Raw genomic sequence first — 24,028 nt, 5'->3', positions numbered from 1 at the left:
GCTGACGGCCGTTGCCGTGGCCATCGGGATCAACGCCGGAATCGGGCTGACGGGAACGGCGCACGCCGATCGCCCGCCCGCGATCAATCCCGGGCTCCTGCCCGCGGGTGACCCGGCCGTGCCCGCGGAGAAGACCGAGCACGCCAGCGGCGTGAACGGCATGTGCTACCGGACCCAGGCCAGCACCTCGACGGTGATTCCGTCGAGTCAGCGGTCGCTGGATCTGGAGCGGGCCTGGCAGTTCGCCAAGGGCGCCGGTCAGCTCGTCGCGGTGATCGACACCGGGGTGTCGCAGCACCCGCGGCTGCCGGATCTGTGGGCGGGCGGTGACTACGTCGCGGCCGGTGGGGACGGGACCGAGGACTGCGACGTACACGGCACCGTCGTCGCCGGGATCATCGGCGCCACCCAGGTTCCCGGGCAGGGGTTCGCCGGTGTCGCGCCGGAGGCCAGGATCCTGAGCATCCGGCAGACCAGCGCGCTGTACCAGCAGGAGGGCGCGGGGCGGAACAAGTCGCCCGAGGACCGGCCCGACGGCTACGGCAAGGTGTCCTCGCTGGCCGCGGCGATCCGCCGGGCCGCCGACTTCGGCGCCCGCGTCATCAATATCTCGCTGGTCGCCTGCAACAGCAGTTCGCCCAAGGACGAGGTGGCCTTCGGCGCGCTCGGCGCCGCCGTGCAGTACGCGGCCGTGGAGAAGGACGTCGTCATCGTCACCTCGGCGGGCAACACCGACGACAACTGCAAGAACGGCAATCCCGGTCCCGACCCGCTGAAACCCGCCGAGGATCTCTGGGACACCATCCGTACCTACGTCAATCCGGCCTGGTACGACGACTACGTGCTGTCGGTGGGCTCGATCAACGACAACGGCGCGCCCTCGAAGTTCTCCGTGCCGGGTCCGTGGGTCGGCATCGCGGCGCCCGGCGAGGGCATCACCTCGCTCGACGCCCGAACCACCGGCATCTCCGACGGGAAGTACGACAACCAGGGCAAGTACATGGCCTACAGCGGCACCAGTTTCGCCTCGCCGTATGTGGCCGGGGTGGCGGCGCTGGTGCGCGAGCGGTTCCCAAATCTCAGTGCCAAGCAGGTCATTCAGCGGCTGCAGGCGACGGCGCACGCGCCGGCCGAGGGCTGGAATCCGTACATCGGCTACGGCGCGGTGGACCCGGTGGCCGCGCTGACCAACGAGGTGCCGAGGGAACTGCCGCCCAAGAAGGCATCGCCGGCGCGCAGCGTGCAGCTCGCGGTGCCCGCCGCCGCGCCCGCGCCGGATCACGACGCCCGCAATGTCGCGCTGATCGGAACCGGGCTGCTCGCGGTGATCCTCGTCCTCGGTGTGCTCGCGTCGTTCCCGCTGCGGCGGAAGTTCGGCGCCAACTCCGACGACTGAATCGATCGACATAGAACGCGGTACGGTCCTCCCGTGCGCAGTTCGCATGACCGATCGACCGATGCAGCCGTCGCCCTGACCCGCAGGCAGCGGTGGGAGAGCACGACCAACGTCCCGATGATGACGCTGGCCGTGCTGTTCCTGGTGCTCTACGCCTGGCGGGTGCTCGACACCGATGTCTCACCGCGGCTCGACCGCACACTGCTGATGGCCGACATCGCCATCTGGGCGGTGTTCGCGGTCGACTTCGGGGTGCGGCTGTGGTTGTCGACCAACCGGCTGCGGTTCGTCCGCAAACACCCGCTCGACCTGCTCGTGGTGCTCGTGCCGCCGTTCCGGCCGCTGCGGCTGGTCCGGGCCGCGTTGCTGCTGCTGGACACGGTGAACCGGGCGACGAAGGCGCGGACCCGCCTGGTCACCTTCGTCGCGAGCAGTTCGCTGCTGATCCTGGTGCTGTCGAGCCTGGCCTTCTTCGACGCCGAGTACGGCGCGCCGGACAGCAAGATCAAGACCTTCGGTGACGCGCTGTGGTGGTCGGCGGTTTCGGTGACCACCGTCGGCTACGGCGACGTCTACCCGGTGACCACCGAGGGCCGCCTGGTGTCGCTGGTCTTGATGACGCTCGGCATCGGGCTGATCTCCTTCGCCATCGGCACCATGACGAGCTGGGTCGTCGAACAGCTCAAGACCGTCGACGACGCCGCCGACCGGGCCGAGCGCACGCTGGCCGAACTCGTCGAGGAAGTCCGCGCGCTGCGCACCGAGGTGGCCGAGTTGCGCGAGCGGTCCGGGACGCCGCCGGGCTAGTTGGCCGAGGGCGCGACCGTCGCGACCGGGGTCTTGGCCGGCGACGGGTCGGGTGCGACGCCGTCGTGCGCGACCATGGCGTCTTCCCGGCCGAGGCTCGGGCCACCGGCCAGCAGGCCGACGATCGGCCACGGCGCGGGTTCGGCCTTGACGCTCTCCAGGCCGAGCGCCTTCACCGCGTCGGAGTTCTTGATGCCGAAGCGAACTCCGGTGTCGGCGATGTAGAAGAGGCTGTCCTTGCGCCTGCTGTCGGGCTCGATGCCGGTGGTCTGCACGTAGGCGCCCGAGGCGGGCGGGATGTAGACCGAGTCGACATTGGACTTGGAACCGTCTGCCTGGGCCAGCGTCACCAGCTTGGCCTTGTCCGGGATCGGCAGCGCGATGCCGGTGAGCACGGACAGTTCGGCGCGCGCGGTGGCGTCGGCGTTGTCGGTGGCGCCCGCGATCGGCTTCCAGGTGAGGCAGCTGACCGGCTGGTCCTTCTCGGTCACCAGGGTGGGCTTGTCCTTGGGGTAGTTCTCCACCTTCAGCGCCCGCGACACGTTCGCGTAGGTGTGTTCGGTGGACTGGATCGTGGTGCCGGACATCGTCGTGTTGACCGCGTTCCGGATGATCTGCGCGGTCAGCGCGGAGACCGGCTGCAGGCCGTCCTGGAGCACCACGAAGTTCTGGTTCGGCTCGTTGAAGACCTGGACGACGTCACCGATCTTGTGGTTGCTGACGTTGTACGGCGGAACTCCACCCGGGTTGTCGATGACGGGGGTCACGATCGGCAGCACCTCGGGAATCGCGTTGAGCAGACCCTCGCCGATCGGCCGCGGAGTGGCGTCACCGATGCCGAGCGCCCTGGTGACGGCGGGATCGTCCATCTTGACCCGCGCGCGCTTGCCCTCGTACACGAGGTAGACCGCGTCCTTGCCCTTCACCAGCAGCGCCTTGTTGCCCGCCATCTCGGTGGCCTTGGTGCCGAGTTCGAGCGAACCGGCGAGCACCGAGGTGGTGAGATCCGCGCTGCCGTCGGCCTTGAGCTGGTCGCAGACCGTCCACTGCCTGCCCTTGCCGTCTTTGTCGTAGAGCAGCGACGAGGGCGCGCCGGGGATGCCGATGAGCTGGCCGCGCGGCTTCTTGCCCAGTTCGGATTCCTTGACGATCGCCGCCTCGGACGCCTCACCGGCCGCGAGCCGGGCCGAAGCCAGGTTCAGCGCGGGATGCACCACGTCGTCGATCACCACGTAGACCCCGCCGGATTCCTTGCCGATCAGGATCTTGCTGTCGCCGATCTTGTCCTGCGGCTTGAGCAGCGCGAGCACGCCGCAACCGGCCAGCACCAGGATGCCGAGTACCAAACCCACTGCGTAGGCACGTGATTGGGCGCGCATCGGGTCGTGCAGCATTCGCACGTCGCGCCGCACCAGGGCGTGCTCCATCCGCCGCACCAGGAAGCGGTAGCCGCTGACCTGCCAGCGTGTGGTGGGTTTTGAAGGCATGGTTCCTCCCCCGAACAGTGCTCTCGTCCGGGCAACACAGTACAGTTCCCGGCAGCACTTGTTCACATTCGGGGGAGGAACCAATGGCCGAGTACACCGGTGCTGGTCCGCGTCCACTGTTCGGTCGCGTCTCGATGCCACACCTGCTCATCGCCCAGGTACTCGGCCTGACCGTCGGCCTGATCGCGCTCGTGTGCGGCCTCGGTCCCTTCCCCGCGCTCGGTATCGCCGTGGTCGTCGGTGTGGTGCCGCTGATCCCGGTCGGCAAGCGCACGCTGCTCGACTGGCTGGGCACCGTCCGCGACTACATGGGCAAGCGCGAATACACCCTGGGCGACACCGTGGACTTCCGTGACACCGACGGCCGTTCGCTCGGCCTGTACTGGGACGGCAGCCGGGTGGTCACCGTCGTGGAGGTGCTGCCGCCCAAGGGCGGGCTGACCAGGATCGCCCGCACCACCGTGCACGCCTCGCACCTGCTCCCCCTGCCGGAGCTGGCCGCCTGCCTCAACCAGCACGACATCCTGCTCAGCGGCATCGACATCATCAGCCACGGCCACCGCAGCCGCTCCGGCACGCCGGCGGGCGCGATCTACGAGTCGCTGCTCGGCCCGCTGCCCGCCACCGCGCACCGCACGGTCTGGCTCGCGATCAGCTATGACGCGGTGCGCTGCCCCGACGCGACGGCCCGCCGCGGCGGCGGCACCGACGGCGCCTCCCGCGCGGTCACCATCGCCACCCAGCGGATCATGCGCACGCTCGAGGACGCCGACTGCAGCGCCCGTATTCTCACCGCGCCCGAGATCCGCAAGGCCGTCCAGCAGATCACCACCGGCCTCGACCCGCGCACGCTGACCCAGCGGTGGAAGTTCGCCGAGATCGGCAACACCGTCAATATCGGCAGCGCGGTGGACCCGAAGCAGCTCGGCTCCGACCTGCTCGCCCAGCTGTGGGTGGCGCCCTCACGCGGCACCACGGTCGCGGTGCGGCTGCGGCCGGGCAGCGACGCCGACTCGGTGAGTGTCGGCGCCGCATGGCGATTGACCGCTCGCGAGCTGCCGGAGAAGACCGCGTCCAAGGGCATGGTGTCGATGAACGGCAGGCATCGCGACGCGCTGCTCGCGCACCTGCCGATCGCGGTGCCGGGTCTCGACGACACCATCCCCACCAGCGAGTACCCGATCGATGTCATCGGCGCGCTGCACCTGCCCTCGGCGGGCTGCGGTCAGCTGCTCGGCTCCGACGACGAGGGCAACGGTGTCGCGGCCAGGATCATCGGCGCCGGTATCTCCTCGGTCTACGTGGCCGGTGAGCTGTATCTGGCCCAGCAGCTGGTGTTCCGCGCGCTCGCGGTGGGCGAGCGGGTGCTGGTACGCACCGACCGGGCGCACGCCTGGGAGCAGCTGGTGAACACCGTCGGCAACCCGGAGCGGCTGACCCTCGCGGTCGAAACCCACCAGTCCGACGCGGGTTTCACCGCCACGGTGGTCGACGGTGTGCTCGCGCCCGCGCCGCACGCCGGCGTCACCACCATCTACCTGACCGGTGATCCGAACGGCTGGCCCGCCTCCCGGCCCGACCTGGAGATCTTCCAGCCGAACGCGATCGGCAACCGGGTGGTGCTGCGCACCGGCACGACCAGGGTGAACCTGACCCTGGTGTCGATCCCGCGCGAGGCGACCTACATCGGTCAGCCGCGCGGTCAGCGGTCGATGGCGCCGGCCTGACCGGTCAGCCGGGGTAGGGGTCGGCCGCCCGCGCGGCCCGCAAAGTCCGTCCCCACCAGGCCAATTGGCCGAGCATGCGCGCGCTCGCGTCGATCGCGGCGCGGTCGTCGGTCGCGCCGGTGGCGTCGAAGCGGCGCTTGGCCTGGGCGAAACTCACCGACTCGCGCACCGAGACCATGTGCAGCTCGGCGACCACCTGGCGTAGCTGTTCCACGGCGCGCAGACCGCCGGAGAGCCCGCCGTAGGAGACGAAACCGATCGGCTTGGCCCGCCATTCGTGCTTGGCACTGTCGAGCGCGGTCTTCAGCGAGGCCGGATAGCCGTGGTTGTACTCGGAGGTGACGACGGCGAACGCGTCGGCGGCGGCCAGCCTGGCCCGGAACGCGTCGACCTCGGGCGTCTCGGTGAGGTCGGCGGGCAGCGCGAGATCGCGCAGATCGAGGACGCCGACCTCGAATTCGGGCCGTTCCGCGAGCACGCCGCGGAACCAGTCGGCCACCACGGGCGCGAACCGTTCCGGACGGGTACTGGCGATGACGACCTCCAACCGCAGCGGTGTGTCCATACCCGCAGCTTATCGATGCCGTGAGCGCCCCGGCACCGGCGGCGCCGGGCGGATCGGGCACGATGGGCGCTGTCGTTCGTTCGGAGTCGGCAGGTGTGACGAGATCGAAGGGGGCAGCACGTGATCATCGGGCGGTGGCAGCTCGTGGAGACACTCGGCGCACCGGATACGTGGTCGATGCTGACGGCGGGTACGACGCCGCGGGAGTGGGCCTCGTATCAGCGTGCGATCCCGCCGGCCCTGCAACCCCTGATCGCCGCGGCGCACGATACGGGCGTTCCCGTCGACCGGGTGCTGCCGAAGTCCCGGAAGCCCTGGTCGGAGCTGCGTTTGCGCGCGGAGCCGGTGGTGTGGCCCGGGGCTGGCACCCACGGGGTGAAGGTGTGGGTGGGCGAGCAGGCACCTGCCGAAGCGCTCGGGGTAGCGCCCTTTCAGATCGACGCGACCGCCCGGGTGATCCGCACCAGGCCCGCCGGGCTCGGTCCGCACTTCGGTTCCGCGCCGGTCGAATACACCGGCGCCGAACCGTTCCAGCGCATCGAGCGCTTCGACCGGGCACTGGAATTCGTTGCCACGCTGAGTCGTTCGGATCCGGGCAGCCGCTGGTCCGGCATCGCCACCGTGCATTCCGCGGCGGGACCGCGGTCGCTGCTGATCGCCGCCCGCAACGGGCTGGGGACGGACCGATGCTCGTGGCGCGGGGTGAGCGTGGACGTCACCGACAGTGTTGTCCCGCAGCTCAAGTCCTTCGAGGCGGCCACGCTGGAACTGCTGCGCGGGTCGCAGCCGGGCCTGTACCTGTGCATCCTCGACACCGCCCAGGTGCGGCAGGTCCGCTGGGTCACCGAGCCGGTGCCGGGGCTGCGCTGGCGCGGCGTCGACGAGCGGCTGATCCCCCATCCCGAGGACCGTCACCGGATCGCCGCCGCGCGGGCGCAGATCCTGGCTGGCGCGGCGCACGTCGGGATGCCGGGGCTGCGGCTGGCCGCCGAGTCGGGCGGCTGGCTGCTCGCCGATGTGGAGGTGTCGCCGCTGCCCGCGGGCGGCGGCACCGCGGGACCCGCGTTCGTGCTGGCTCAGCTGCAGGTCACCGCGCCGCCGGCCTGATCAGGGCAGTTCGAAGGGCAGCGAGACGCCGGCGTGCACCCGGCAGCGATCGCAGGTGTCCTCGCCGTCGACCGCGGCGACGGCGCGGCGCAGCAGTTCCTTGAACGGGCCGAGGTTCTTCTTGAACTCGGCGAAGACGTCCACCGCGTGCACGCCGTCGCCTTCCTCGAGACCGGCGTCCAGGTCGGTGATGAGCGCGACCGCGGCGTAGCACATCTCGAGTTCGCGAGCGAGCACGGCTTCGGGGTGACCGGTCATGTTCACCAGGTCCCAGCCCTGCCCGGCGAACCAGCGGCTCTCGGCCCTGGTCGAGAAGCGCGGGCCCTGCACGACGACCATCGTGCCGGAGTCCTCGACGCGCAGATCGTCACCGGCCGACTTCACCGCGGCGCTGCGCAGGTCGTCGCAGTAGGGGTCGGCGAAGGAGACGTGGATGCCGCCGCCGTCGAAGTAGGTCTGCGGGCGCCCGGAGGTCCGGTCGACGAGCTGGTCCGGCACCGCGACGGTGCCCGGCCCCCAGTCGGCGCGCAGGCTGCCGACGGCACACGGCGCGAACACCCGGCGCACGCCGAGCGAGCGCAGCGCCCACAGGTTGGCCTGGTAGGGCAGGGTGTGCGGCGCGAACTCGTGCTGTTTGCCGTGCCGGGGCAGGAACGCGACGGCGCGACCGTCGACCTCACCGATGGCGACGGGAGCGCTCGGCGCGCCGTACGGTGTGTCGACCTCGACGTGCACCGCGTCGTTGTCGAAGAAGTCATAGAAACCGCTGCCGCCGATGACGGCGAGGGCGGGCCGGGGAAGCGAACTCATACCGGTGATTCTCCCGTCCGAGCTGGTCCGGCGCAGCACCGGGACCTCGCGGCGGGGCCCATCTGACAATTCCGGCCGGAAACTGTACCCTAGGGGGGTATCAGCTCGGCAATCCCGGGCACCCCGTCAGGCGAGGAGACCTCCGGTGACCGCACCCACCCCCGACACCGCGACCGGCACCGAGCACGCGGGCCACGACGGCCACGCGGGCCACGGCTACATCACCGCCAAGGACGACTACCTCAAGCGGCTGCGCCGCATCGAGGGTCAGGCGCGCGGCCTGCAGCGGATGGTCGAGGAAGAGAAGTACTGCATCGACATCCTCACCCAGGTCTCCGCGATGACCAAAGCACTGCAGGCCGTCGCCATGGGCCTGCTCGAGGATCACATCAGCCACTGCGTCGTCGACGCGGCCGTGGCGGGCGGACCGGAGGCGGAGGCCAAGATCAAGGAGGCGACGGACGCGATCGCCCGGCTGGTGCGGTCCTGAGCGGCCGGCTCGGCCCGCGGTGATCGCGGGCCGGTCGCCGGCGGCCGCCCTCAGGCGCCGGCCAGCTCCGCGCGCACCGGCTCGCGTCGTGCCACCCGCCCGCTGGGGACCCGGAACGTGTCAGCGTGGACGACCGGTGCCGGACGCACCGCGCGGGTGATGTCGAGGTCGGCGAACAGCAGGCCCTCTTCGCCCTCGACCAGGGGCGGCGCCAGCTCCAGACCGCCGGGGCCGAAGATCCGGGAGACCCCACCGCCGCCGCGCAGCAGCCTACGGTCGGGCAGGCGCGCGTCGACCACCTCCCAGCCCGCCACCGGCACCACCGCGACGGGCGCGATCACGTAGGCCGAATTGTCCATGGCGTAGCGCACGCTGGCGGCCGTGTTGAGTTCCGGACCCCACTCCTTGCCCTCTCCGTAGTAGACAGTGAAGCCGGACCAGGCGGCGATGTGGATCTGCTCGCGCTCCTCCTGCATACGGGCGCGCAGGGCGGGTCGCAGGTGATCGGCGCCGCCGAGGACGCCGATCCGGCCGTGCTCGGTGTCGCGCACCAGCAGGCGGTCGTCACCGGCGCTGAAGACGGTGCGTTCCAGCCCGGTCGGCTCGCCTTTGCGGGCGACCGTGATCTCGCCGCTCACGTCGATCAGCGCCTGCGACATGAACACCTCGCGCCCGGACCGCTCGGCGAATCCGATGGAGACGTGAATGCCCTTGCGTCGTGCGGCATAGGCGATGGCGCGCAGTTCCGGACCGTCGGCGGCCAGCGAGTTCGACAGGTAACGCGCCAGGAATTCCTCGCCCCAGTCGACCGAGTTCAGCCACATCCACCAGGGAAATCCGGGCAGAAAAGTCTCGGGGAACGCGATCAGATGCGCACCGCCCTCGGCGGCCTCGTCGATCAGCTCGATTGTCTGCTCGACTCCGGCGGACAAGTTCAACCACTTCGGCTCGGCTTGCACCGCAGCCACGCGTACCCGACGACCAACCATCGTGACCCCTTGTCGCTCAATCCCTGAAAGGTGTTCGATTCACTCTCTCGCAGATGGCGACCACATAAACTGTCATAGCGTGCCACTCGACTGACCGTCCGTGCCAAACCGGCGGCACACCCGGATACCGGCCCTGGTTTCCGGTCGAATGACGCGGCAACTCGGCGGTTCCCCGATGAAGCCCCGGAGCTGGGCCGATGGCGTACGACGTCGAGTCTTGTCCGCAGCTAAGCATTACATAGAGCCGAGCGCTATGGGGGCGAGGCCGGATATCGGCCCGAAGTTACCTATTACCCGTATTCGCAGGCGTCGGACAAACATCCGCGAATGCCACTTTACGACTGCGCGGGTCAGAGCCCGGAGCACATCGCGTAACCGGCGCGGTATTCGCCCGGCGCCATCCCGAATTCGGCCTGGAACACCCGATAGAAGTGCCGTTCGGCGGCGAATCCGGCGGCCGCGGCGACTTCTTCGATCGGGCGCGTCCGGCCGTCGCGCAACAGTTCACAGGCGTGCTCGAGCCGCATTCGCAGCAGCCGCCGAGCGGGGCTCTCGCCGCCTTCGAACAGCCGGTAGAGGGTGCGGCGGGAAATGGCGAAGCGGCTGGCCACCGTATCGACGGTGAGGTCGGCGTCGGCGAATCGCCTGCGCATGAACGCCAGCACCCGAGCCCGGGTGAGTTCGGCCGCCGACGACCCACCCGGCACCGACCCGGCGGCCAGTTGCAGCGCCGAGGCCACCATCCCGACGCCGTGCCGAGCGAGCTCGACCGCGACCGCCGGATCGTCCTGCTGCACCCGCGCCAGGCCGCGCAGATAGGCACCGACGGCGGCGGCCGGATGGTCCGGCGCGAGCGCGATCGCCGTCGGCATCTCGGCCAGCCGGACGCCGACCGCCTCGAGCGCGCCGATCGGCACCTGGACGACGACCTTGTCGAACTCCTCGTCGATCTCCCAGCGGTAGGGCTCGGCGCTGTCGTAGAACACCATGCTGCCCGCGCGCACGTGTGCGACCCGGCCGTCCTGGTGCATCACCCCGCGCCCGCCCTGGTAGATGCTGGCCAGGATGTACCGATCTGTCGCGTCGCCGATCAGCCGGGGCGTGCGCCGCACGGTCTGCGCGCCCGCCTGCACCGAGGTGACGAGCAGGTCGTCGAACTCGGTGGCGACGATCCGGCCGCGAAAGCCCTCGGCCGTGTGCGGCGAGACCGCGAGCGGGATGTAGGTCCGGCTCATCACCGCTTCCCACTGTTCGACCACATGCCGGGGCGACAGGTCGGGGGTGGACCGTACGGCCACCGTCGTCCGTCGATTCATGCCCCGGCCACTCCCTTCATCGAACCCCGCGTCGGCGTGCGCACAGTGTGCCATACAAATACGGACATTTCGCCCAGCGATTCTGGGGTCACGCTGTGTAGCGGCCGACCTCGCCCCGCGCGCCGGGATGCGCGGTGACCAGCCGGTATTCACCCGGCGTCATGCCGGTCTCCAGCCGGAACGCCCGGAAGAAATGACGCTCGGAGGCGAAGCCGGAGGCCGTGGCGATCGAGGCGGTGGAACGGCCGGTGTCGCGCACCAGCAGCAGCTGGGCGCACTCCACCCGCATCCGCCGCAGCACCGCGCTCAGGCCGTCGCCCGGCTCGTCGAAGAGGCGGTACAGGCTGCGGCGCGAGACCAGGCACGCGCGGGCGATCTCGTCGACGGTCAGGTTCGGATCGGTACACCGGGCACGCATGAACGACAGCACCTGCTCGCGCGACAACGCCTGCGCCGACTGCCCGGTCGGCAGCGCGCCGCCGGCGAGGGTCACCGCCGACGCCAGCAGCTTCACACCGTTGTCGGCCAGGACCGTCGCCTGCTCGGGCGCGACCTGCTGGATTCGGGCCAGGTCGCGGAAGAACCCGGCCACCACGCCGCCCGGGCTCTCGGCGGACACCGTCACCGCCGTCGGCATCACCGCGCGGTCGGTCGGCACGTATTCACGCAGCAGGTGCAGCGGCACCCGGGCCACCACCTGCGACCAGGAACCGTCGATGTCCCAGTGATAGGGCCGGGTGGTGTCGTAGAAGACCATGTCGCCCGGACGGAGCACCGCGATCCGGCCGTCCTGGTGCAGCCTGCCGAAACCCTCGGTGAGAATGCTGACGAACAGGAACTCGCCGTCGGTCCGCGCGATACCGCTGCGGGTGCGGCGGATGCGCTGGCCGCTGGCGCCGACGGTCGACAATTCGAAGCCGGGCATCGACCCGCGCACGATCCGCCCGTGGAACGCCTCACCGCGTTCCGGGTCCACCGACAACGGCACATAGCTTTCCGACAGCAATGACTCCCACTGCGCGAATGCCTCGCCCCCGCGCAATTCCGGGCTGTCGTTCAGTTTCAGCTCGACGAGCGGCTCCGACGGTGCCACGCCAACCACCCCGCTTTCCTGAGATCGACCAGCAAACCTCGGGCGTGACAACGAATCACCCGTCGCCCGGTGCCTGAGCCTGCCAGATTCGCCGATGCGTCGCCACCAGATGCTTCAGAATGGAAAAGTATGCGTTCATCAAATATTCAACCGACCCCGGCGTTTACAGCGGATTCGGGCAATCGACCAGGTGTGGACCCCGGTCCACTTGTGATGCTTATCACCGGTCGATCCGGCCTGTCGTGTCGCGCTCACGGCACCCCCACCCGATGCCGGGCAACCATCCGGTATTCACCCGGAGTCATGCCGGTCGCGGTGCGGAAAACGCGATAGAACTGCCGCTCGGTGGCGAAGCCGGACGCCGAGGCGACGCCGGCGATGGAACCGATCTCCCCCGCTTCCAGCAACATTCGCGCACGCTCGACGCGCAACCCGCGCAGCAGCGTGCCGAGCCCGCCGTCGGCACCGTCGAGAATCCGGTAGAGCGTGCGGCGCGAGACCCGGCACGCCTGGGCGATCCGGTCGACCGTCAGCCCCGGATCGGTGAAATTCGCCCGCAGATAGTCCAGCACCTGCTGACTGCTCAGCGCCTGCGCCTGCGCCGCGTCGGGACGCTCCCCCGCCGCGATCACCGCGGCCGCGCCGAGCAGGTCGATCCCGCTGCCCGCCAGAACGGCCGCCGCGTGCGGATCGGTGCGGTGCAGCGCGGCGACCCGCTGGAAGAACCGGGCCAGGGTGGCGCCGACCCCGCCCGACCCGATGACCATGCCCGCGGGCAGCGCCTCGGCGCGGATACCGAGGAAGTCGACGACCCGCTGGCGCGGCACCCGGATGGTCAGGTCCTCGATCGCCTCGTCCGAACGCCAGTGAATCGGTTGCGCGGTGTCGTAGAAGATCATCGATCCCGGCGTGAGAACTACACGATGACCTGCGTGTTCCACCTCGGCCCCGCCGCCGAGCACGACGCTGCCGAGCACGTGCAACTCCTCGGCCCTGGCGATGTGCCGCTTGGTGCGGCGCAACTCGTGCCCCTGCACCCGGACCGTCCCGACGGCCACGTCACCGAAGTCGGCCGACCTGATCCGGCCGTGGAACTCGCCCGGCACGGTCGGTGCGATCGAGACCTCGGTGATGGCTCCGCCGACCAGTTCCTCCCAGTAGCCGAACGCGTCCGGGGACGAGTTCTGTTCCGTGGAACAGATCTCGGGAAATCCCTCGAACGCCTGCATTGCCCGATCGTTGCACCGTCGTCGCGGTTTGGCCGGGAAATTTGGCGAACATCACTGTTCGCGCAGCTAACGACCGTTCTCCGAACGGAATTCACCCGATGTCATTCCGGTTGCCACGAGCCCCACAGCACAACCACCGCGGCGAACGGGCAGCGCCCGCCGCGACAGCTGACACCCGCGCGATGTCGTCCACCGTCAGCGCCGGATCACCGCACCGCTGCCGCATGAAGGCCAGAACCCGTTGGCGCGCCAGCGCTTTCGCCCCTATCTCGCCCGGCAGCTGCCCGGCCGCCAAAGCCAGCGCGGAAGCGACGAGCGGGATGCTGTGCCCCGCCAGCTCGGCTGCCTGCCCGGGGTGGGTGTGGTGCAGGGTGGTCACGTTGCGGAGGTATTCGGTGACCAACGACGGTGCCGAACCAGCCCCGAGGGTGATCGCCGCCGGGGTGAGCGGCTCGGTCCAGCCGCCGCGCTCGGCGAGCAGCGGGATCGGCACCTGCACCACGATCTGCGCGTGCTCGCCGTCGGATTCCCACCAGTTGGGCCGCCTGCTGTCGACGAACACCATCTCGCCCGGCCGGAGTTCGGCCAGCCGGTCGTCCTGCTGGATGCGGCCCGAGCCCGCGAGGCAGATGCCCACGTACAGCATCTCGACACTGGAGCGCGCGATCAGCCGCTCGGTGCGCAGTACGCGCTGGCCGCTGGTCCGCAGGGTGGTGAATTCGATTCCGTCGAGCGAGCCCCGGGTGATGCTGCCGTGGAAAGCCGCTGTCCCCGGCAGGGGTTCGACGGCCACCGGCACGTACGCGTTCGACATCACCGCTTCCCACTTGTCGAACGAATCGGCCGACTCCCCGGGCATCACGCACCCCGCCCTCTCCACACCACCTGGCAACCGTCCCGCGCGGCACCATGCAGCACCCTATCCGCCCGGCACGCGGCCCTCCATGCGGCGCAGGGCGAACGTGGGTCACGTCATATTCGCTGGTCAGACGATCGTGGTCGGCCGAGGACGTCGAGGATGAGCAGGGCGACGGCCGCGCCGGCGGCGATCAGGATCCCCACCCGGACTGTCGGGTAGTCCCAGAACACGAACACCGCGGCGGCCGCGATCAGCACCGTGTAGCGCAGCCAGCCGATATTGGCGGCGACGAAGCGCGACACCGGACCGCGCTCGCCCCGGCGCACCCGGTCGAGCAGCCGGTCGGCGCCGGCGCGCACCCGGACAGCGGGTTTCGACGGGCCTGCCAGGAAGGCGGCGAACGCCACGAGCGCGGCGAGCACCGCCAGCACCCGCATGCTCGTGCGCAGCGGTTCGGCCAGCGTGTCGAAGACCACGCGGGCCGCATCGACGGACGTCTCCCGGACCGGAAGATGGTCCAGATATACCGCGCGCGCCACCACCAGCGCCACCGCGAGAACGACCATCGATACCAGCACACTCACCGCGACGGAGAGAATCGCGCGCCGTCGTCGCGTTCGTTCGGCCACCAACACGGCCCCGATCGCACAGCCCAGCGCGGCGACCCCGAGCACGATCGCCAGCCGATCCAGCAAGCGCACCACGCGCTGCGCCTTGGCCAGGTCGTCGGACTCGATCAGGACGAATTCCGAACGCAGCCCGGTCAACCGGTCGGCCATGGCGAAACCGCGATTCTCCAGCCGGGTCGCGACCTCGGTCAGCATCGGCTCCAGGGAGAGCGTGACGACACCGTCGGTGCCGATCCGCACCGCGCCCTCGTCCTTCCCGGTCATCGCCGCGACCAGGGCGCGATGCGCCTGGCGATTGGCCGCGGTCCACAGCCGCGGGAACGCCTCGCTGTGCACGAGCGCGTTCGACGCGTCCCGGACCAGATCTTCGGTCTCGTCCGCCACCAGGGCGGGCAGACTGCGCAGAATGGCCTGCACGGCGGGGCGACGGTTCTCGCGCTCGACCGACTCGAGCAGTTCGGTGGCGGCGGATTCGACATCGAGACGGCCCATGACCGCCCTGGTCAGCGCGTCGGCGACGGCGCTCTGCACGGCCGGATCCTCGGCCAGCGGTGCCATCGTGTCGACGTAGTGATCGGTGTCGAGCAGCTCGGCGCGCACATACCCGGCGACGACGGCCAGCAGGGTGAGCAGGCCGGTGGCGCACACCAGCAAGGCGACGGCTATCCGTCGTCCGAGACCGACCCGACCACCAGAATCGTCTGTCACCTGCCCGGCTCTCTCGCTGACATCGAGCCTGGCCATCGTATCCCCGCGATGTCACGATCCGGGCAACCCGGCAGCGGCTATTCGCCGCAGCAACCACCCGTCGCGGGCAGTGTCCTGGTCTCCCGGGTCTGGGCGTTGCGGGCGGCGAGGTCGGCGTCGGCCGGGTAGTCGACGGCGACCAGGCTCAGGCCGTGGGCGGGCGCGACCGTCACCGAGCTCGACCGCTCCGATTCGGTCAGCAGGCTCGCCACCCACTCCGGGGTCCGGCGGCCCTCACCGACGGCGAGGATCGCCCCGACCAGGCTGCGCACCATCGACCAGCAGAAGGCGTCGGCGCTCACGTAGGCGTCGAGCCGGTCACCGGCTCGCTCCCAGTCGAACCGCTGCAGCTCGCGCACGGTGGTGGCGCCTTCGCGCCTGCGGCAGAACGCGGCGAAGTCGTGCAGGCCGAGCAGGGTGTGCGACGCGGCGCGCATGGCGTCGAGGTCCAGACCGGGCTTGGCGGCGACGCGGCTGCGAGCCTCGAGCGGCTCGGCGCCGAAGCGCGCGGTGGTCAGCCGGTAGACGTAGTGCCTGCGGATCGCGGAGAAGCGAGCGTCGAAATCGGCGGGCGCGGGCGCGATCTCGGTGATGCGCACGTCCTTGGGCAGGAAACGGGCCATCCGGTACAGCAGCTTGTCGGCGTCGAGTTCACCGCCGGTGTCGAAGTGCGCGACCTGTCCCTCGGCGTGCACGCCGGCGTCGGTGCGCCCGGCGACGGTGAGCTGGATCGGCTCCCGGAACACCTTCGACAGCGACTCCTCCAGCGTGCCCTGCACCGTGCGCAGCCCCGGCTGCCGGGCCCAGCCGGTGAAATCGGTGCCGTCGTAACTGATTCCGAGCCGCACCCGGATCGGCGCGCGCTGCTCGCCGGTGTCGTCCATCGCATCCTCCGTAGTCACTGACAAAAGCACCGAGCCCGCCACCCACGCGGGGTGACGGGCTCGGCCGGAAGCCTGGGAATCAGGCGTCCTTCTTGTCCTCGGTGGCCTCGTCGGCGGCCGGGGCGTCGGCCACGGTCTCCTCGACGACGGTCTCCTCGGCCTCGGCGGCCGGGGCGGCCTCGGCCTTCTGCGACGCGGCGACGCGACGGGCCCGGTCGGCCTCGTTGGTCACGGTCTTCTCGCGGACGAGCTCGATGACGGCCATCGGCGCGTTGTCACCCTTGCGCGGCAGCGCCTTGGTGATGCGGGTGTAGCCACCCTCGCGACCCTCGAACGAGGGGCCGATCTCCGCGAACAGCGCGTGCACGATGTCCTTGTTGCGGATGACCTTCATGACCTCGCGACGGTCGGCCAGGGTGCCGCCCTTCGCCTTGGTGATGAGCTTCTCGGCGTAGGGGCGAACCGCCTTGGCCTTCGACTCGGTGGTCGTGATACGACCGTGCTCGAAAAGCGCCGTGGCCAGGTTGGCGAAGATCGCCTTCTGGTGCGACGCCGACCCGCCGAAGCGAGCACCCTTCTTGGGCTTAGGCATTGGATTCTCCTTGGGAAAGGTCTACCGGGGTGCCCCCCGATGACCTAGAGCTGTTCGGTCTCGGCGTAGTCCTGCTCGCCGCCGTCGGTGTCACTGAAAGTGCCGGAATCGCTCCAGGTGCCGGTGCTCGCGTCGTAACCCACCACGGAGGACGGGTCGAACGAAGCGGGCGAGTCCTTCAGCGAGAGGCCGAGCGCGTGCAGCTTGACCTTGACCTCGTCGATGGACTTCTGGCCGAAGTTGCGGATGTCCAGCAGGTCCGACTCGGTGCGGGCCACGAGCTCGCCCACCGTGTGCACACCCTCGCGCTTGAGGCAGTTGTAGGACCGGACGGTGAGGTCCAGATCCTCGATCGGCAGACCGAAGGAGGCGATGTGGTCCGCCTCGGCCGGGCTGGGGCCGATCTCGATGCCCTCGGCTTCGACGTTGAGCTCACGGGCCAGGCCGAAGAGCTCGACCAGGGTCTTACCGGCCGAAGCCAGCGCGTCCCGCGCCGTGATGGAGTTCTTGGTCTCCACGTCGAGGATGAGACGGTCGAAGTCGGTGCGCTGCTCGACACGGGTGGCCTCGACCTTGTAGGTCACCTTGAGCACCGGGGAGTAGATCGAATCCACCGGGATCCGGCCGATTTCCGCACCGGTCGCCTTGTTCTGCACGGCGGGCACGTAACCGCGGCCCCGCTCGACGACGAGCTCGATCTCGAGCTTGCCCTTGTCGTTCAGGGTGGCGATGTGCATGTCCGGGTTGTGCACGACGACGCCGGCGGGCGGCACGATGTCACCAGCGGTGACGGTGCCGGGGCCCTGCTTACGCACGTACATGGTGACCGGCTCGTCCTCTTCGGAGGACACGACCAGACCCTTGAGGTTCAGGATGATGTCGGTGACGTCTTCCTTCACACCGGGAACGGTGGTGAACTCGTGCAGGACACCGTCGATGCGGATGCTCGTGACCGCGGCCCCCGGGATGGAGGACAGCAGGGTACGACGCAGCGAGTTGCCGAGGGTGTAACCGAAGCCCGGCTCGAGGGGTTCGATGGTGAACTTCGAGCGGTTCTCCGCCACAACCTCTTCGGTCAGTGTCGGACGCTGGGAAATCAGCATGAGGATCTACTTCCTGTTCAGGGCATCCGCTATTTGATGCCTCGTCAGTGAGTGCGGGGGTCGCGATGAGCGCGACCCCCACCAAAAGCGCTTACTTCGAGTAGTACTCGACGATGAGCTGTTCCTGCAGCGGCACATCGATCTGCGCGCGCTCGGGCAGCTGGTGCACCAGGATGCGCAGACGGCCGGGGACGACCTGCAGCCAACCCGGGACCGGACGGTCGCCGACGGTCTCGCGCGCCACCTGGAACGGCAGCGTCGGCAGCGACTTCTCCTTGACATCGATGATGTCGTACTGGGAGACCTGGTAGCTCGGGACGTTCACCTTGACGCCGTTGACCACGAAGTGGCCGTGGCTGACGAGCTGACGAGCCTGACGACGGGTGCGCGCCAGACCGGCGCGGTACACGACGTTGTCCAGACGCGACTCGAGCAGACGCAGCAGGTTGTCGCCGGTCTTACCCTTGAGGCGGTTGGCCTCTTCGTAGTAGCGACGGAACTGCTTCTCCATGACGCCGTAGGAGAAGCGAGCCTTCTGCTTCTCCTGCAGCTGCATCAGGTACTCGGATTCCTTGATCCGCGCGCGGCCGTGCTGGCCGGGCGGGTAAGGACGACGCTCGAACGCCTGGTCGCCTCCGACGAGGTCGACGCGCAGACGACGCGACTTGCGGGTGATGGGGCCTGTATAACGTGCCATTTTTTAGCTGTTTCCTTTCCCGCTAGACGCGACGACGCTTGGGCGGCCGGCAGCCGTTGTGGGGCTGGGGGGTGACGTCGGAGATCGAGCCGACCTCGAGGCCCGCGGCCTGCAGCGATCGGATCGCGGTCTCGCGGCCCGAACCCGGGCCCTTCACGAACACGTCGACCTTCTTGACGCCGTTCTCCTGCGCCTTGCGGGCAGCGTTCTCGGCGGCGAGCTGCGCGGCGAAGGGGGTGCTCTTACGCGAACCCTTGAAGCCGACGTGGCCCGACGACGCCCACGAGATCACGTTGCCCTCGGGGTCGGTGATCGAGACGATGGTGTTGTTGAACGTGCTCTTGATGTGCGCGTGGCCGTGCGGGATGTTCTTCTTATCCCGGCGACGCGACTTCTGAGTCTTCTTCGGGCCAGCGGCCCGGCTCTTCGGAGGCATACGCTATCCCTACTTCTTCTTGCCGGCGACGGTCTTCTTCGGACCCTTGCGCGTACGCGCGTTGGTCTTGGTGCGCTGACCACGAACGGGCAGGCCACGACGGTGGCGGATGCCCTGGTAGCAGCCGATCTCGATCTTGCGGCGAATATCGGCCTGGACCTCGCGGCGCAGGTCACCTTCGACCTTGAACTCCGACGCCTCGATGTAGTCGCGGAGCTTGGTCAGGTCGTCGTCGCTGAGATCCTTCGAGCGCAGGTCCGGGCTGACGCCGGTCTGAGCCAGGATCTCGGTGGCGCGGGTGCGCCCGATTCCGAAAATGTAGGTCAACGCGATCTCCATGCGCTTTTCGCGCGGGAGATCGACGCCCATCAGACGTGCCATGTGGCAGGTTCCTTAATGGTTGCGGAGGTCTGCTCCCTGTCCGTCCCCCCGTCTTTGCAGTGGGGGCACCGGCCTCCGTACCGGTGGTTGGCGCGCACAGCCTGCGTGCGTGCTGGAGCTGGGAGTTCTTCTTTTCGGTCAGTCCGATCAGACGATCGGTGCCCGGCGGTGCTGCTGGATCAGCCCTGACGCTGCTTGTGGCGCAGGTTGTCGCAGATCACCATGACTCGCCCGTGACGGCGGATCACCTTGCACTTCTCGCAGATCTTCTTGACGCTCGGCTGAACCTTCACGTCCGTCCAATCTTTTGTTGGTCCACAACGGTCTGTGAACACAGTTTTTCCCCAGCCGACGACTGGGGAAGTCTTGTAGCGCGCTCCGGCCGGGGCCGGAACACCAGGCGACGCCGCGTGCCCTCAGGCTCGCGGCGTCGAGCGGGTCTCACTTGTAGCGGTAGACAATCCGGCCGCGGGAGAGGTCGTACGGCGACAGCTCGACGACCACGCGGTCCTCCGGAAGGATGCGAATGTAGTGCTGCCGCATCTTTCCGCTGATGTGCGCGAGAACCTTGTGACCGTTCTCGAGCTCGATCCGGAACATCGCATTGGGCAGCGGCTCGACAACTCGACCCTCGACCTCGATGGCCCCGTCTTTCTTCGCCATATCCTCCGCGATCCCGGTTATGCTTCTAACCTGAGTTGGATTGCCTCGTAGCTGCTCGCTGGCACGCGAGCAGTCGGCGCATGGGTGCACCGCCGCTCAAGCTTACCGGTCCGGCACTCCAGAGGCAAAAACGCCCCGGACCGCACACCGGTCCGGCGGTCCCGTCCGCCCGGACCGCCCACCGCCACGCCGGGGTTGTCGCGTAAACTCACCGGCGTCCAGATGTGGGTCGAGGAGATCGGGGGACCCTGGTGAGCGAGGCGCACCGGTGAGCCGCAACAACGACAGCCTCCCCATGTTGCCGCCGTGGCTGTCGGAGAGCGAAGTCACACAGAGCGGTTACGAGGCACCGGTCGAGAACCTGCCCCAGGACGACGTGATCGACGAGGCGCCCAAGCGCCGTCGCTTCATGGGCCTGGGCAGCAACGACGACAAGAAGGACAAGCGCGGGCGCCGCCGCAAGGGCGAGCCCGAGGCTGCCCAGGCGCCCGAGCCCGCACCGCAGCGTCCCGCCGAGCCGCCGCGTCCGCCCGCCGAGCCGCAGGCCCCCGCCTGGCAGGCCGAACACAATCCGCTGGTCCCCGATTCGTCGAGCCCGCCGCCGTGGCCGCACGAACAGGCCACCACGACCTACGGCCCCAACGGCGCGGGCGGCTACATCTCCGCCGACCCGTCGACCTACCAGGACCCCACCCGCACCCCGGCCGCGTCGAATCCGTCGGCCTTCCAGCCCGGACCCGGGCAGGGAGCACCCACCGGTGAGCAGTCCGGATTCGGTCCCGCCAGCGGTGGGCAGTCCGGATTCGGTCCCGCCAGCGGTGCGCCGATCGGCGCGGGCTCCCCCGACGGCCGAACCGGTACAGCGCCCGTCGGCCCGACCGGCACCGGCACCACCGGATCCACGCCCACCGGCCCGACCGGCACCGGGCCCGTCGACCGTCCGCTCGGCCCCGGCCCGACCGGAAATTCGCTCGGTGCGGGCTCCGGCGGGCCACTCGAACCCGGCCCCACGGGCAATCCCCCCGCCGCGGGCCACGTCGGTCCGGCCATTACCGGCCCCGCCGGTGGCCCGCAGGGACCTGGCCCGGTGGGCTACGCCAACGGCGCAGGCCCGGTCGGCACGGGATCCTTCGATGGCCCGCTGGGCCCCGGTTCTGCGGGTAATCCGCTCGGCGCCGGCCCGGTCGGCGATCCGTCGTTCCCGGCGACCGACTACGCCGATCCGAGTGCTCATCGCCCGAACGGTCCGAGCGCGGGCGCCGACGCGCCGTCCTCCGGCCCGGCTCTGCCGACCCGGACGCCGGCTCCCCCGTCGACCGGCTTCACCCCGCTGGGCCCCAACCAGCGTCAGCGCCCCGACCTCCCGCCGCCACCGCCGCTCCCGGACCCGCCCGCACGCACCCGTCCGACGGAGGCGCCGCCACGGCTCACCGCTCCCGGCGACCCGGCTGTCGGCACCGACCCGCTCCGCGGGCCGATCACCCCGTCGACCGGAGCGACATCGCGGGACGCGGCCCACCCTGCCGAGGCCTTGCCGACCCCGCCTGCCGTGGCCTCGCCGACCTCGCCTGCCGAGGCCTTGTCGACTCCGCCCGCCGAGGCCTTGTCGACTCCGCCCGCCGAGGCCTTGTCGACTCCGCCCGCCGAGGCCTTGCCGACCCCGCCCGCCGAGGCCTTGCCGACCCCGCCCGCCGCGGGCTCGCCGACCCCGCCTGCCGAGGCTTTGTCGACCCCGCCTCCGGTCCCCCCTTCGCCTGCCGATGCGCTGTCTCCGGCAATCGACCCGATCGCCTCGGGACCCGAGACTGCCGGCCCGACTGCCCGCGACCGGGCGGGCCGCGGCCGCCACAGCCTCGATCAGCCCGGCAACGCCGCGGACACCCCATCCGTCGCCGAACGCCCGCGGACCACCTCGGGCATCGGCGCGCAGCCCGACGACGGCACCGCGACCAGTGACGCCGCCCGTTCGCCGCACGGCGCGGACCGTAGCTCGGTACCCGCCGGTGACAACGCGGGAGCAACCTTCCCGGCGCAGCCGGATGCGGCCCCGGCACCCCACGGCATTCCGAACCGCCCGGTCGATGACGCCGCGCCGACCGGCACCACAATCCCGCCGACCGGCACCGCGATCCCCCGGCAGAGCACCAGCGCCACGCCTCCGAGCGATCCGACCACCCGGTTCCGATCAGCGTCGGACGGCAGCCCTGTCACCGCTGACAGCCTCCCGAGTGCGCCCTCGCAGCCGTCGGTCGACGGGACTGTCGGCGGCATCGGTCCGCACGCTCAGACGACCGTGTACACACCGCAGACGAGCGCTCCCGCCGATCCGCCGCGCGGCGGAGAACTTCCGGCGAACCCGAACGCGGGCACCACCGGGACCTCGCCCGCGCCCCAGTCCTCGTCCACCGCAGGCGAATTCACCTCGCAGGCCGGTAGCTCCGCGTACACCGCGGGTACGGCTCCGCAGCGGGCGCCCGAGTCGGAGTCGGCGCCGTATGTCGCGCAGACGCCGAGGTTCTCGGAGACGCAGTACAGCTCTATGCCCGGGGACCCTTCGCCGCAGAGCCGGTCCGCGCCGGACGCGCGGACGGAGATGTTCCGTGGCGACGATCCGCGCGTGCAGGCGGCGCGGCATCAGGCGCCCAGCGGCGAGTACGCGCTGCCGTCCTGGCAGGGCGGCGCGGGTCAGGTCGGGCCGCAATCCGGTTCCGGTTCGGGCGAATTCGCGCAGCCGCAGGCCCCGCAGTACCAGCCGGCCGATCCGACGCGGCAGTACCGGCCCGACGGTTCGCCCGCCCAGCCGGACGGGCAGCAGCTCCCGCCCGACAACGCGGCCACCCAGCAGTACCGGCCGGATGGGGCGCCCCAGCACCAGCCGCCGGCGGGGTACCAGGGTCCCGAAAGCGGCGCCGGACAGCAGTTCCCACAGCCCACCGGATACCAGGGCCCCGAGGGACAGCAGTTCCAGCAGCCGGGCTACCAGAACCCCGCCCAGTTCCAGGGCGGCCCCACCGTGCAGCCGTATCAGCAGCAGCCCGGTCAGGGCTGGGGTCAGCAGCCGGGCTGGGGCGCCAATCCGCAGCAGCAGCACTTCCAGCCGCCGTCACTGGACAATGTGCCGGTCAAGCGCGTCAAGAAGGCGCCGGGCAGCGGCTGGCGTAAAGCGGTGCACCATGTTTCGGGTGGTGCGATCAACCCGGGCATGTCCGCCGAGGAACGGCGGCTGCAGGAGCTGGTCGCGCGGATCCGGCAGCCCGTGCGCGGTGACTACCGCATCGCGGTGCTCTCGCTCAAGGGCGGCGTCGGCAAGACGACCACCACCACCGGCCTCGGCTCGATCTTCGCGTCGATCCGCGGTGACCGGGTGATCGCGGTGGACGCCAATCCCGACTTCGGCACCCTGTCGCAACGGGTGGCGCTGCAGACCCGCTCGACCGTGCGCGATCTGCTGCTCGACCCGTCGATCGAGCGGTACTCCGATGTCCGCAGGCACACCTCGCAGAGTTCGTCGAGGCTGGAAGTGCTTGCCAGCGAACGGGATCCGGCCGCGTCGGAGTCGTTCAACGACGAGGAGTACCGGGCCGTGGCCCGGATCCTGCAGCGGTTCTACAACATCATCCTCACCGACTGCGGCACCGGCCTGATGCACTCGGCGATGAGCGGCGTGCTCGATCTGGCGCATTCGCTCGTGCTGATCTCGTCGGCGGCCATCGACGGCGCCCGCAGCGCCGCGGCGACGCTGGACTGGCTGTCACTGCACGGGCACGATCACCTGGTCCGCAACGCGGTCGTGGTGATCAACCTGCCGCGCGAGGGTTCCCCGAATGTCGGTGTGCAGCAGCTGCGGGAGTACTTCCTGTCGCGGTGCCGTGCCGTGCACATCATCCCGTTCGACGAGCACCTGTCCGAGGGCGCCGAGATCGATCTGCACCGCCTGCACAAGACGACCAAGCGGGCCTACGTGGAGCTGGCGGCTACGGTCGCCGACGAGTTCGGCGTCGACCACCACCGCTTCGGCTGA

Annotated in this window: 23 protein-coding genes; 6 read left to right on the top strand and 17 right to left on the bottom strand. The window is 69.9% G+C overall.

Annotation, left to right across the window (positions count from 1 at the left end; translation table 11 throughout):
* Window positions 1-16: 16 nt before the first annotated feature.
* The gene (gene mycP, locus EL493_RS08225; protein ID WP_019045127.1) at window positions 17-1,396 is read left to right on the top strand and encodes a type VII secretion-associated serine protease mycosin; all 1,380 of its coding nucleotides are present in this window, start codon (window positions 17-19) and stop codon (window positions 1,394-1,396) included.
* A gap of 33 nt (window positions 1,397-1,429) precedes the next feature.
* Window positions 1,430-2,203, top strand: coding sequence for a potassium channel family protein (locus tag EL493_RS08220; protein ID WP_019045126.1), 774 nt, complete (start codon window positions 1,430-1,432; stop codon window positions 2,201-2,203).
* Here the strand turns inward: EL493_RS08220 and eccB are convergent.
* Complete coding sequence (gene eccB / locus EL493_RS08215) at window positions 2,200-3,690, bottom strand: type VII secretion protein EccB (protein ID WP_022567320.1); 1,491 nt, start codon at window positions 3,688-3,690, stop codon at window positions 2,200-2,202. The two genes, EL493_RS08220 and eccB, sit on opposite strands and share 4 nt — an antisense overlap.
* Window positions 3,691-3,773: 83 nt before the next feature.
* Here eccB and eccE point away from each other — a divergent pair, with 83 nt between their 5' ends.
* The gene (eccE, locus tag EL493_RS08210) at window positions 3,774-5,417 is read left to right on the top strand and encodes a type VII secretion protein EccE (RefSeq protein WP_019045124.1); all 1,644 of its coding nucleotides are present in this window, start codon (window positions 3,774-3,776) and stop codon (window positions 5,415-5,417) included.
* 4 nt (window positions 5,418-5,421) lie between these two features.
* Here the strand turns inward: eccE and EL493_RS08205 are convergent, their stop codons facing one another.
* Window positions 5,422-5,982 (bottom strand): NADPH-dependent FMN reductase, encoded by a 561-nt coding sequence (locus EL493_RS08205; protein ID WP_019045123.1) that lies wholly within the window; start codon window positions 5,980-5,982, stop codon window positions 5,422-5,424.
* Window positions 5,983-6,102: 120 nt separating this feature from the next.
* On the opposite strand from EL493_RS08205, the gene EL493_RS08200 reads away from it, so the two are divergent.
* Entirely contained in the window at window positions 6,103-7,089 is a 987-nt protein-coding gene (locus EL493_RS08200; protein WP_019045122.1) for a GAF domain-containing protein, read from the top strand.
* On the opposite strand, the gene EL493_RS08195 is transcribed toward EL493_RS08200, so the two are convergent.
* Entirely contained in the window at window positions 7,090-7,899 is an 810-nt protein-coding gene (locus tag EL493_RS08195) for an S-methyl-5'-thioadenosine phosphorylase (protein WP_019045121.1), read from the bottom strand.
* 145 nt (window positions 7,900-8,044) lie between these two features.
* On the opposite strand from EL493_RS08195, the gene EL493_RS08190 reads away from it, so the two are divergent.
* On the top strand, window positions 8,045-8,389 hold the full coding sequence (locus EL493_RS08190; RefSeq protein WP_019045120.1) for a metal-sensitive transcriptional regulator: 345 nt from the start codon (window positions 8,045-8,047) through the stop codon (window positions 8,387-8,389).
* Between the two features lie 50 nt (window positions 8,390-8,439).
* Here EL493_RS08190 and EL493_RS08185 read toward each other — a convergent pair whose 3' ends face one another.
* From EL493_RS08185 to infA, 14 genes are all read right to left on the bottom strand, one after another.
* On the bottom strand, window positions 8,440-9,321 hold the full coding sequence (locus EL493_RS08185) for a nitrilase-related carbon-nitrogen hydrolase (protein WP_170211471.1): 882 nt from the start codon (window positions 9,319-9,321) through the stop codon (window positions 8,440-8,442).
* A gap of 407 nt (window positions 9,322-9,728) precedes the next feature.
* Window positions 9,729-10,694: a helix-turn-helix domain-containing protein gene (locus tag EL493_RS08180; protein ID WP_019045119.1), complete on the bottom strand. Its 966-nt coding sequence runs from the start codon at window positions 10,692-10,694 to the stop codon at window positions 9,729-9,731.
* An 88-nt stretch (window positions 10,695-10,782) separates the two neighbouring features.
* Window positions 10,783-11,787 (bottom strand): AraC-like ligand-binding domain-containing protein, encoded by a 1,005-nt coding sequence (locus tag EL493_RS08175; protein ID WP_019045118.1) that lies wholly within the window; start codon window positions 11,785-11,787, stop codon window positions 10,783-10,785.
* A 251-nt stretch (window positions 11,788-12,038) separates the two neighbouring features.
* Entirely contained in the window at window positions 12,039-13,016 is a 978-nt protein-coding gene (locus EL493_RS33500) for an AraC-like ligand-binding domain-containing protein (RefSeq protein ID WP_019045117.1), read from the bottom strand.
* Between the two features lie 91 nt (window positions 13,017-13,107).
* Window positions 13,108-13,875 (bottom strand): cupin domain-containing protein, encoded by a 768-nt coding sequence (locus EL493_RS08165; protein ID WP_019045116.1) that lies wholly within the window; start codon window positions 13,873-13,875, stop codon window positions 13,108-13,110.
* Window positions 13,876-13,988: 113 nt separating this feature from the next.
* Window positions 13,989-15,212 (bottom strand): hypothetical protein, encoded by a 1,224-nt coding sequence (locus tag EL493_RS08160; protein WP_126405623.1) that lies wholly within the window; start codon window positions 15,210-15,212, stop codon window positions 13,989-13,991.
* A 77-nt stretch (window positions 15,213-15,289) separates the two neighbouring features.
* Window positions 15,290-16,135, bottom strand: a complete 846-nt coding sequence (truA, locus tag EL493_RS08155) for a tRNA pseudouridine(38-40) synthase TruA (RefSeq protein WP_019045114.1) — start codon at window positions 16,133-16,135, stop codon at window positions 15,290-15,292.
* 79 nt (window positions 16,136-16,214) lie between these two features.
* Window positions 16,215-16,727: a 50S ribosomal protein L17 gene (gene rplQ / locus EL493_RS08150; RefSeq protein WP_019045113.1), complete on the bottom strand. Its 513-nt coding sequence runs from the start codon at window positions 16,725-16,727 to the stop codon at window positions 16,215-16,217.
* A 44-nt stretch (window positions 16,728-16,771) separates the two neighbouring features.
* Window positions 16,772-17,830 (bottom strand): DNA-directed RNA polymerase subunit alpha, encoded by a 1,059-nt coding sequence (locus EL493_RS08145; protein WP_022567324.1) that lies wholly within the window; start codon window positions 17,828-17,830, stop codon window positions 16,772-16,774.
* Window positions 17,831-17,921: 91 nt separating this feature from the next.
* The gene (gene rpsD, locus EL493_RS08140) at window positions 17,922-18,527 is read right to left on the bottom strand and encodes a 30S ribosomal protein S4 (RefSeq protein ID WP_019045111.1); all 606 of its coding nucleotides are present in this window, start codon (window positions 18,525-18,527) and stop codon (window positions 17,922-17,924) included.
* A 22-nt stretch (window positions 18,528-18,549) separates the two neighbouring features.
* A complete protein-coding gene (gene rpsK, locus EL493_RS08135; protein WP_019045110.1) occupies window positions 18,550-18,963 on the bottom strand; it encodes a 30S ribosomal protein S11 in 414 nt (137 codons plus the stop codon).
* A gap of 9 nt (window positions 18,964-18,972) precedes the next feature.
* A complete protein-coding gene (gene rpsM / locus EL493_RS08130; RefSeq protein WP_019045109.1) occupies window positions 18,973-19,344 on the bottom strand; it encodes a 30S ribosomal protein S13 in 372 nt (123 codons plus the stop codon).
* A gap of 179 nt (window positions 19,345-19,523) precedes the next feature.
* Window positions 19,524-19,637 (bottom strand): 50S ribosomal protein L36, encoded by a 114-nt coding sequence (gene rpmJ / locus EL493_RS08125; RefSeq protein WP_011207363.1) that lies wholly within the window; start codon window positions 19,635-19,637, stop codon window positions 19,524-19,526.
* 148 nt (window positions 19,638-19,785) lie between these two features.
* Window positions 19,786-20,007 carry a translation initiation factor IF-1 gene (gene infA / locus EL493_RS08120; RefSeq protein ID WP_003418601.1) on the bottom strand — a complete coding sequence of 74 codons (222 nt, stop codon included), beginning with the start codon at window positions 20,005-20,007 and terminating at the stop codon, window positions 19,786-19,788.
* A 268-nt stretch (window positions 20,008-20,275) separates the two neighbouring features.
* Here infA and EL493_RS33850 point away from each other — a divergent pair, with 268 nt between their 5' ends.
* Window positions 20,276-24,028, top strand: coding sequence for a MinD/ParA family ATP-binding protein (locus EL493_RS33850; RefSeq protein ID WP_019045108.1), 3,753 nt, complete (start codon window positions 20,276-20,278; stop codon window positions 24,026-24,028).

Origin of the sequence: Nocardia asteroides (genome assembly GCF_900637185.1) — a bacterium.
GTDB classification, from domain to species: domain Bacteria; phylum Actinomycetota; class Actinomycetes; order Mycobacteriales; family Mycobacteriaceae; genus Nocardia; species Nocardia asteroides.
Note: the sequence above shows the minus strand (reverse complement) of the source record. Positions and strands in the feature narration are given on the sequence as shown.

Excerpts from the sequence above, each read along its gene's own strand:
- eccB (WP_022567320.1), bottom strand. The coding sequence starts at position 3,690 with ATGCCTTCAAAACCCACCACACGCTGGCAGGTCAGCGGCTACCGCTTC.
- EL493_RS08145 (WP_022567324.1), bottom strand. The coding sequence starts at position 17,830 with ATGCTGATTTCCCAGCGTCCGACACTGACCGAAGAGGTTGTGGCGGAG.
- EL493_RS08180 (WP_019045119.1), bottom strand. The coding sequence starts at position 10,694 with ATGAATCGACGGACGACGGTGGCCGTACGGTCCACCCCCGACCTGTCG.
- truA (WP_019045114.1), bottom strand. The coding sequence starts at position 16,135 with ATGGACGACACCGGCGAGCAGCGCGCGCCGATCCGGGTGCGGCTCGGA.
- infA (WP_003418601.1), bottom strand. The coding sequence starts at position 20,007 with ATGGCGAAGAAAGACGGGGCCATCGAGGTCGAGGGTCGAGTTGTCGAG.
- EL493_RS08205 (WP_019045123.1), bottom strand. The coding sequence starts at position 5,982 with ATGGACACACCGCTGCGGTTGGAGGTCGTCATCGCCAGTACCCGTCCG.
- rpsD (WP_019045111.1), bottom strand. The coding sequence starts at position 18,527 with ATGGCACGTTATACAGGCCCCATCACCCGCAAGTCGCGTCGTCTGCGC.
- EL493_RS08165 (WP_019045116.1), bottom strand. The coding sequence starts at position 13,875 with ATGCCCGGGGAGTCGGCCGATTCGTTCGACAAGTGGGAAGCGGTGATG.
- EL493_RS08195 (WP_019045121.1), bottom strand. The coding sequence starts at position 7,899 with ATGAGTTCGCTTCCCCGGCCCGCCCTCGCCGTCATCGGCGGCAGCGGT.
- EL493_RS33500 (WP_019045117.1), bottom strand. The coding sequence starts at position 13,016 with ATGCAGGCGTTCGAGGGATTTCCCGAGATCTGTTCCACGGAACAGAAC.
- eccE (WP_019045124.1), top strand. The coding sequence starts at position 3,774 with ATGGCCGAGTACACCGGTGCTGGTCCGCGTCCACTGTTCGGTCGCGTC.
- rpsK (WP_019045110.1), bottom strand. The coding sequence starts at position 18,963 with ATGCCTCCGAAGAGCCGGGCCGCTGGCCCGAAGAAGACTCAGAAGTCG.
- rpsM (WP_019045109.1), bottom strand. The coding sequence starts at position 19,344 with ATGGCACGTCTGATGGGCGTCGATCTCCCGCGCGAAAAGCGCATGGAG.
- rplQ (WP_019045113.1), bottom strand. The coding sequence starts at position 16,727 with ATGCCTAAGCCCAAGAAGGGTGCTCGCTTCGGCGGGTCGGCGTCGCAC.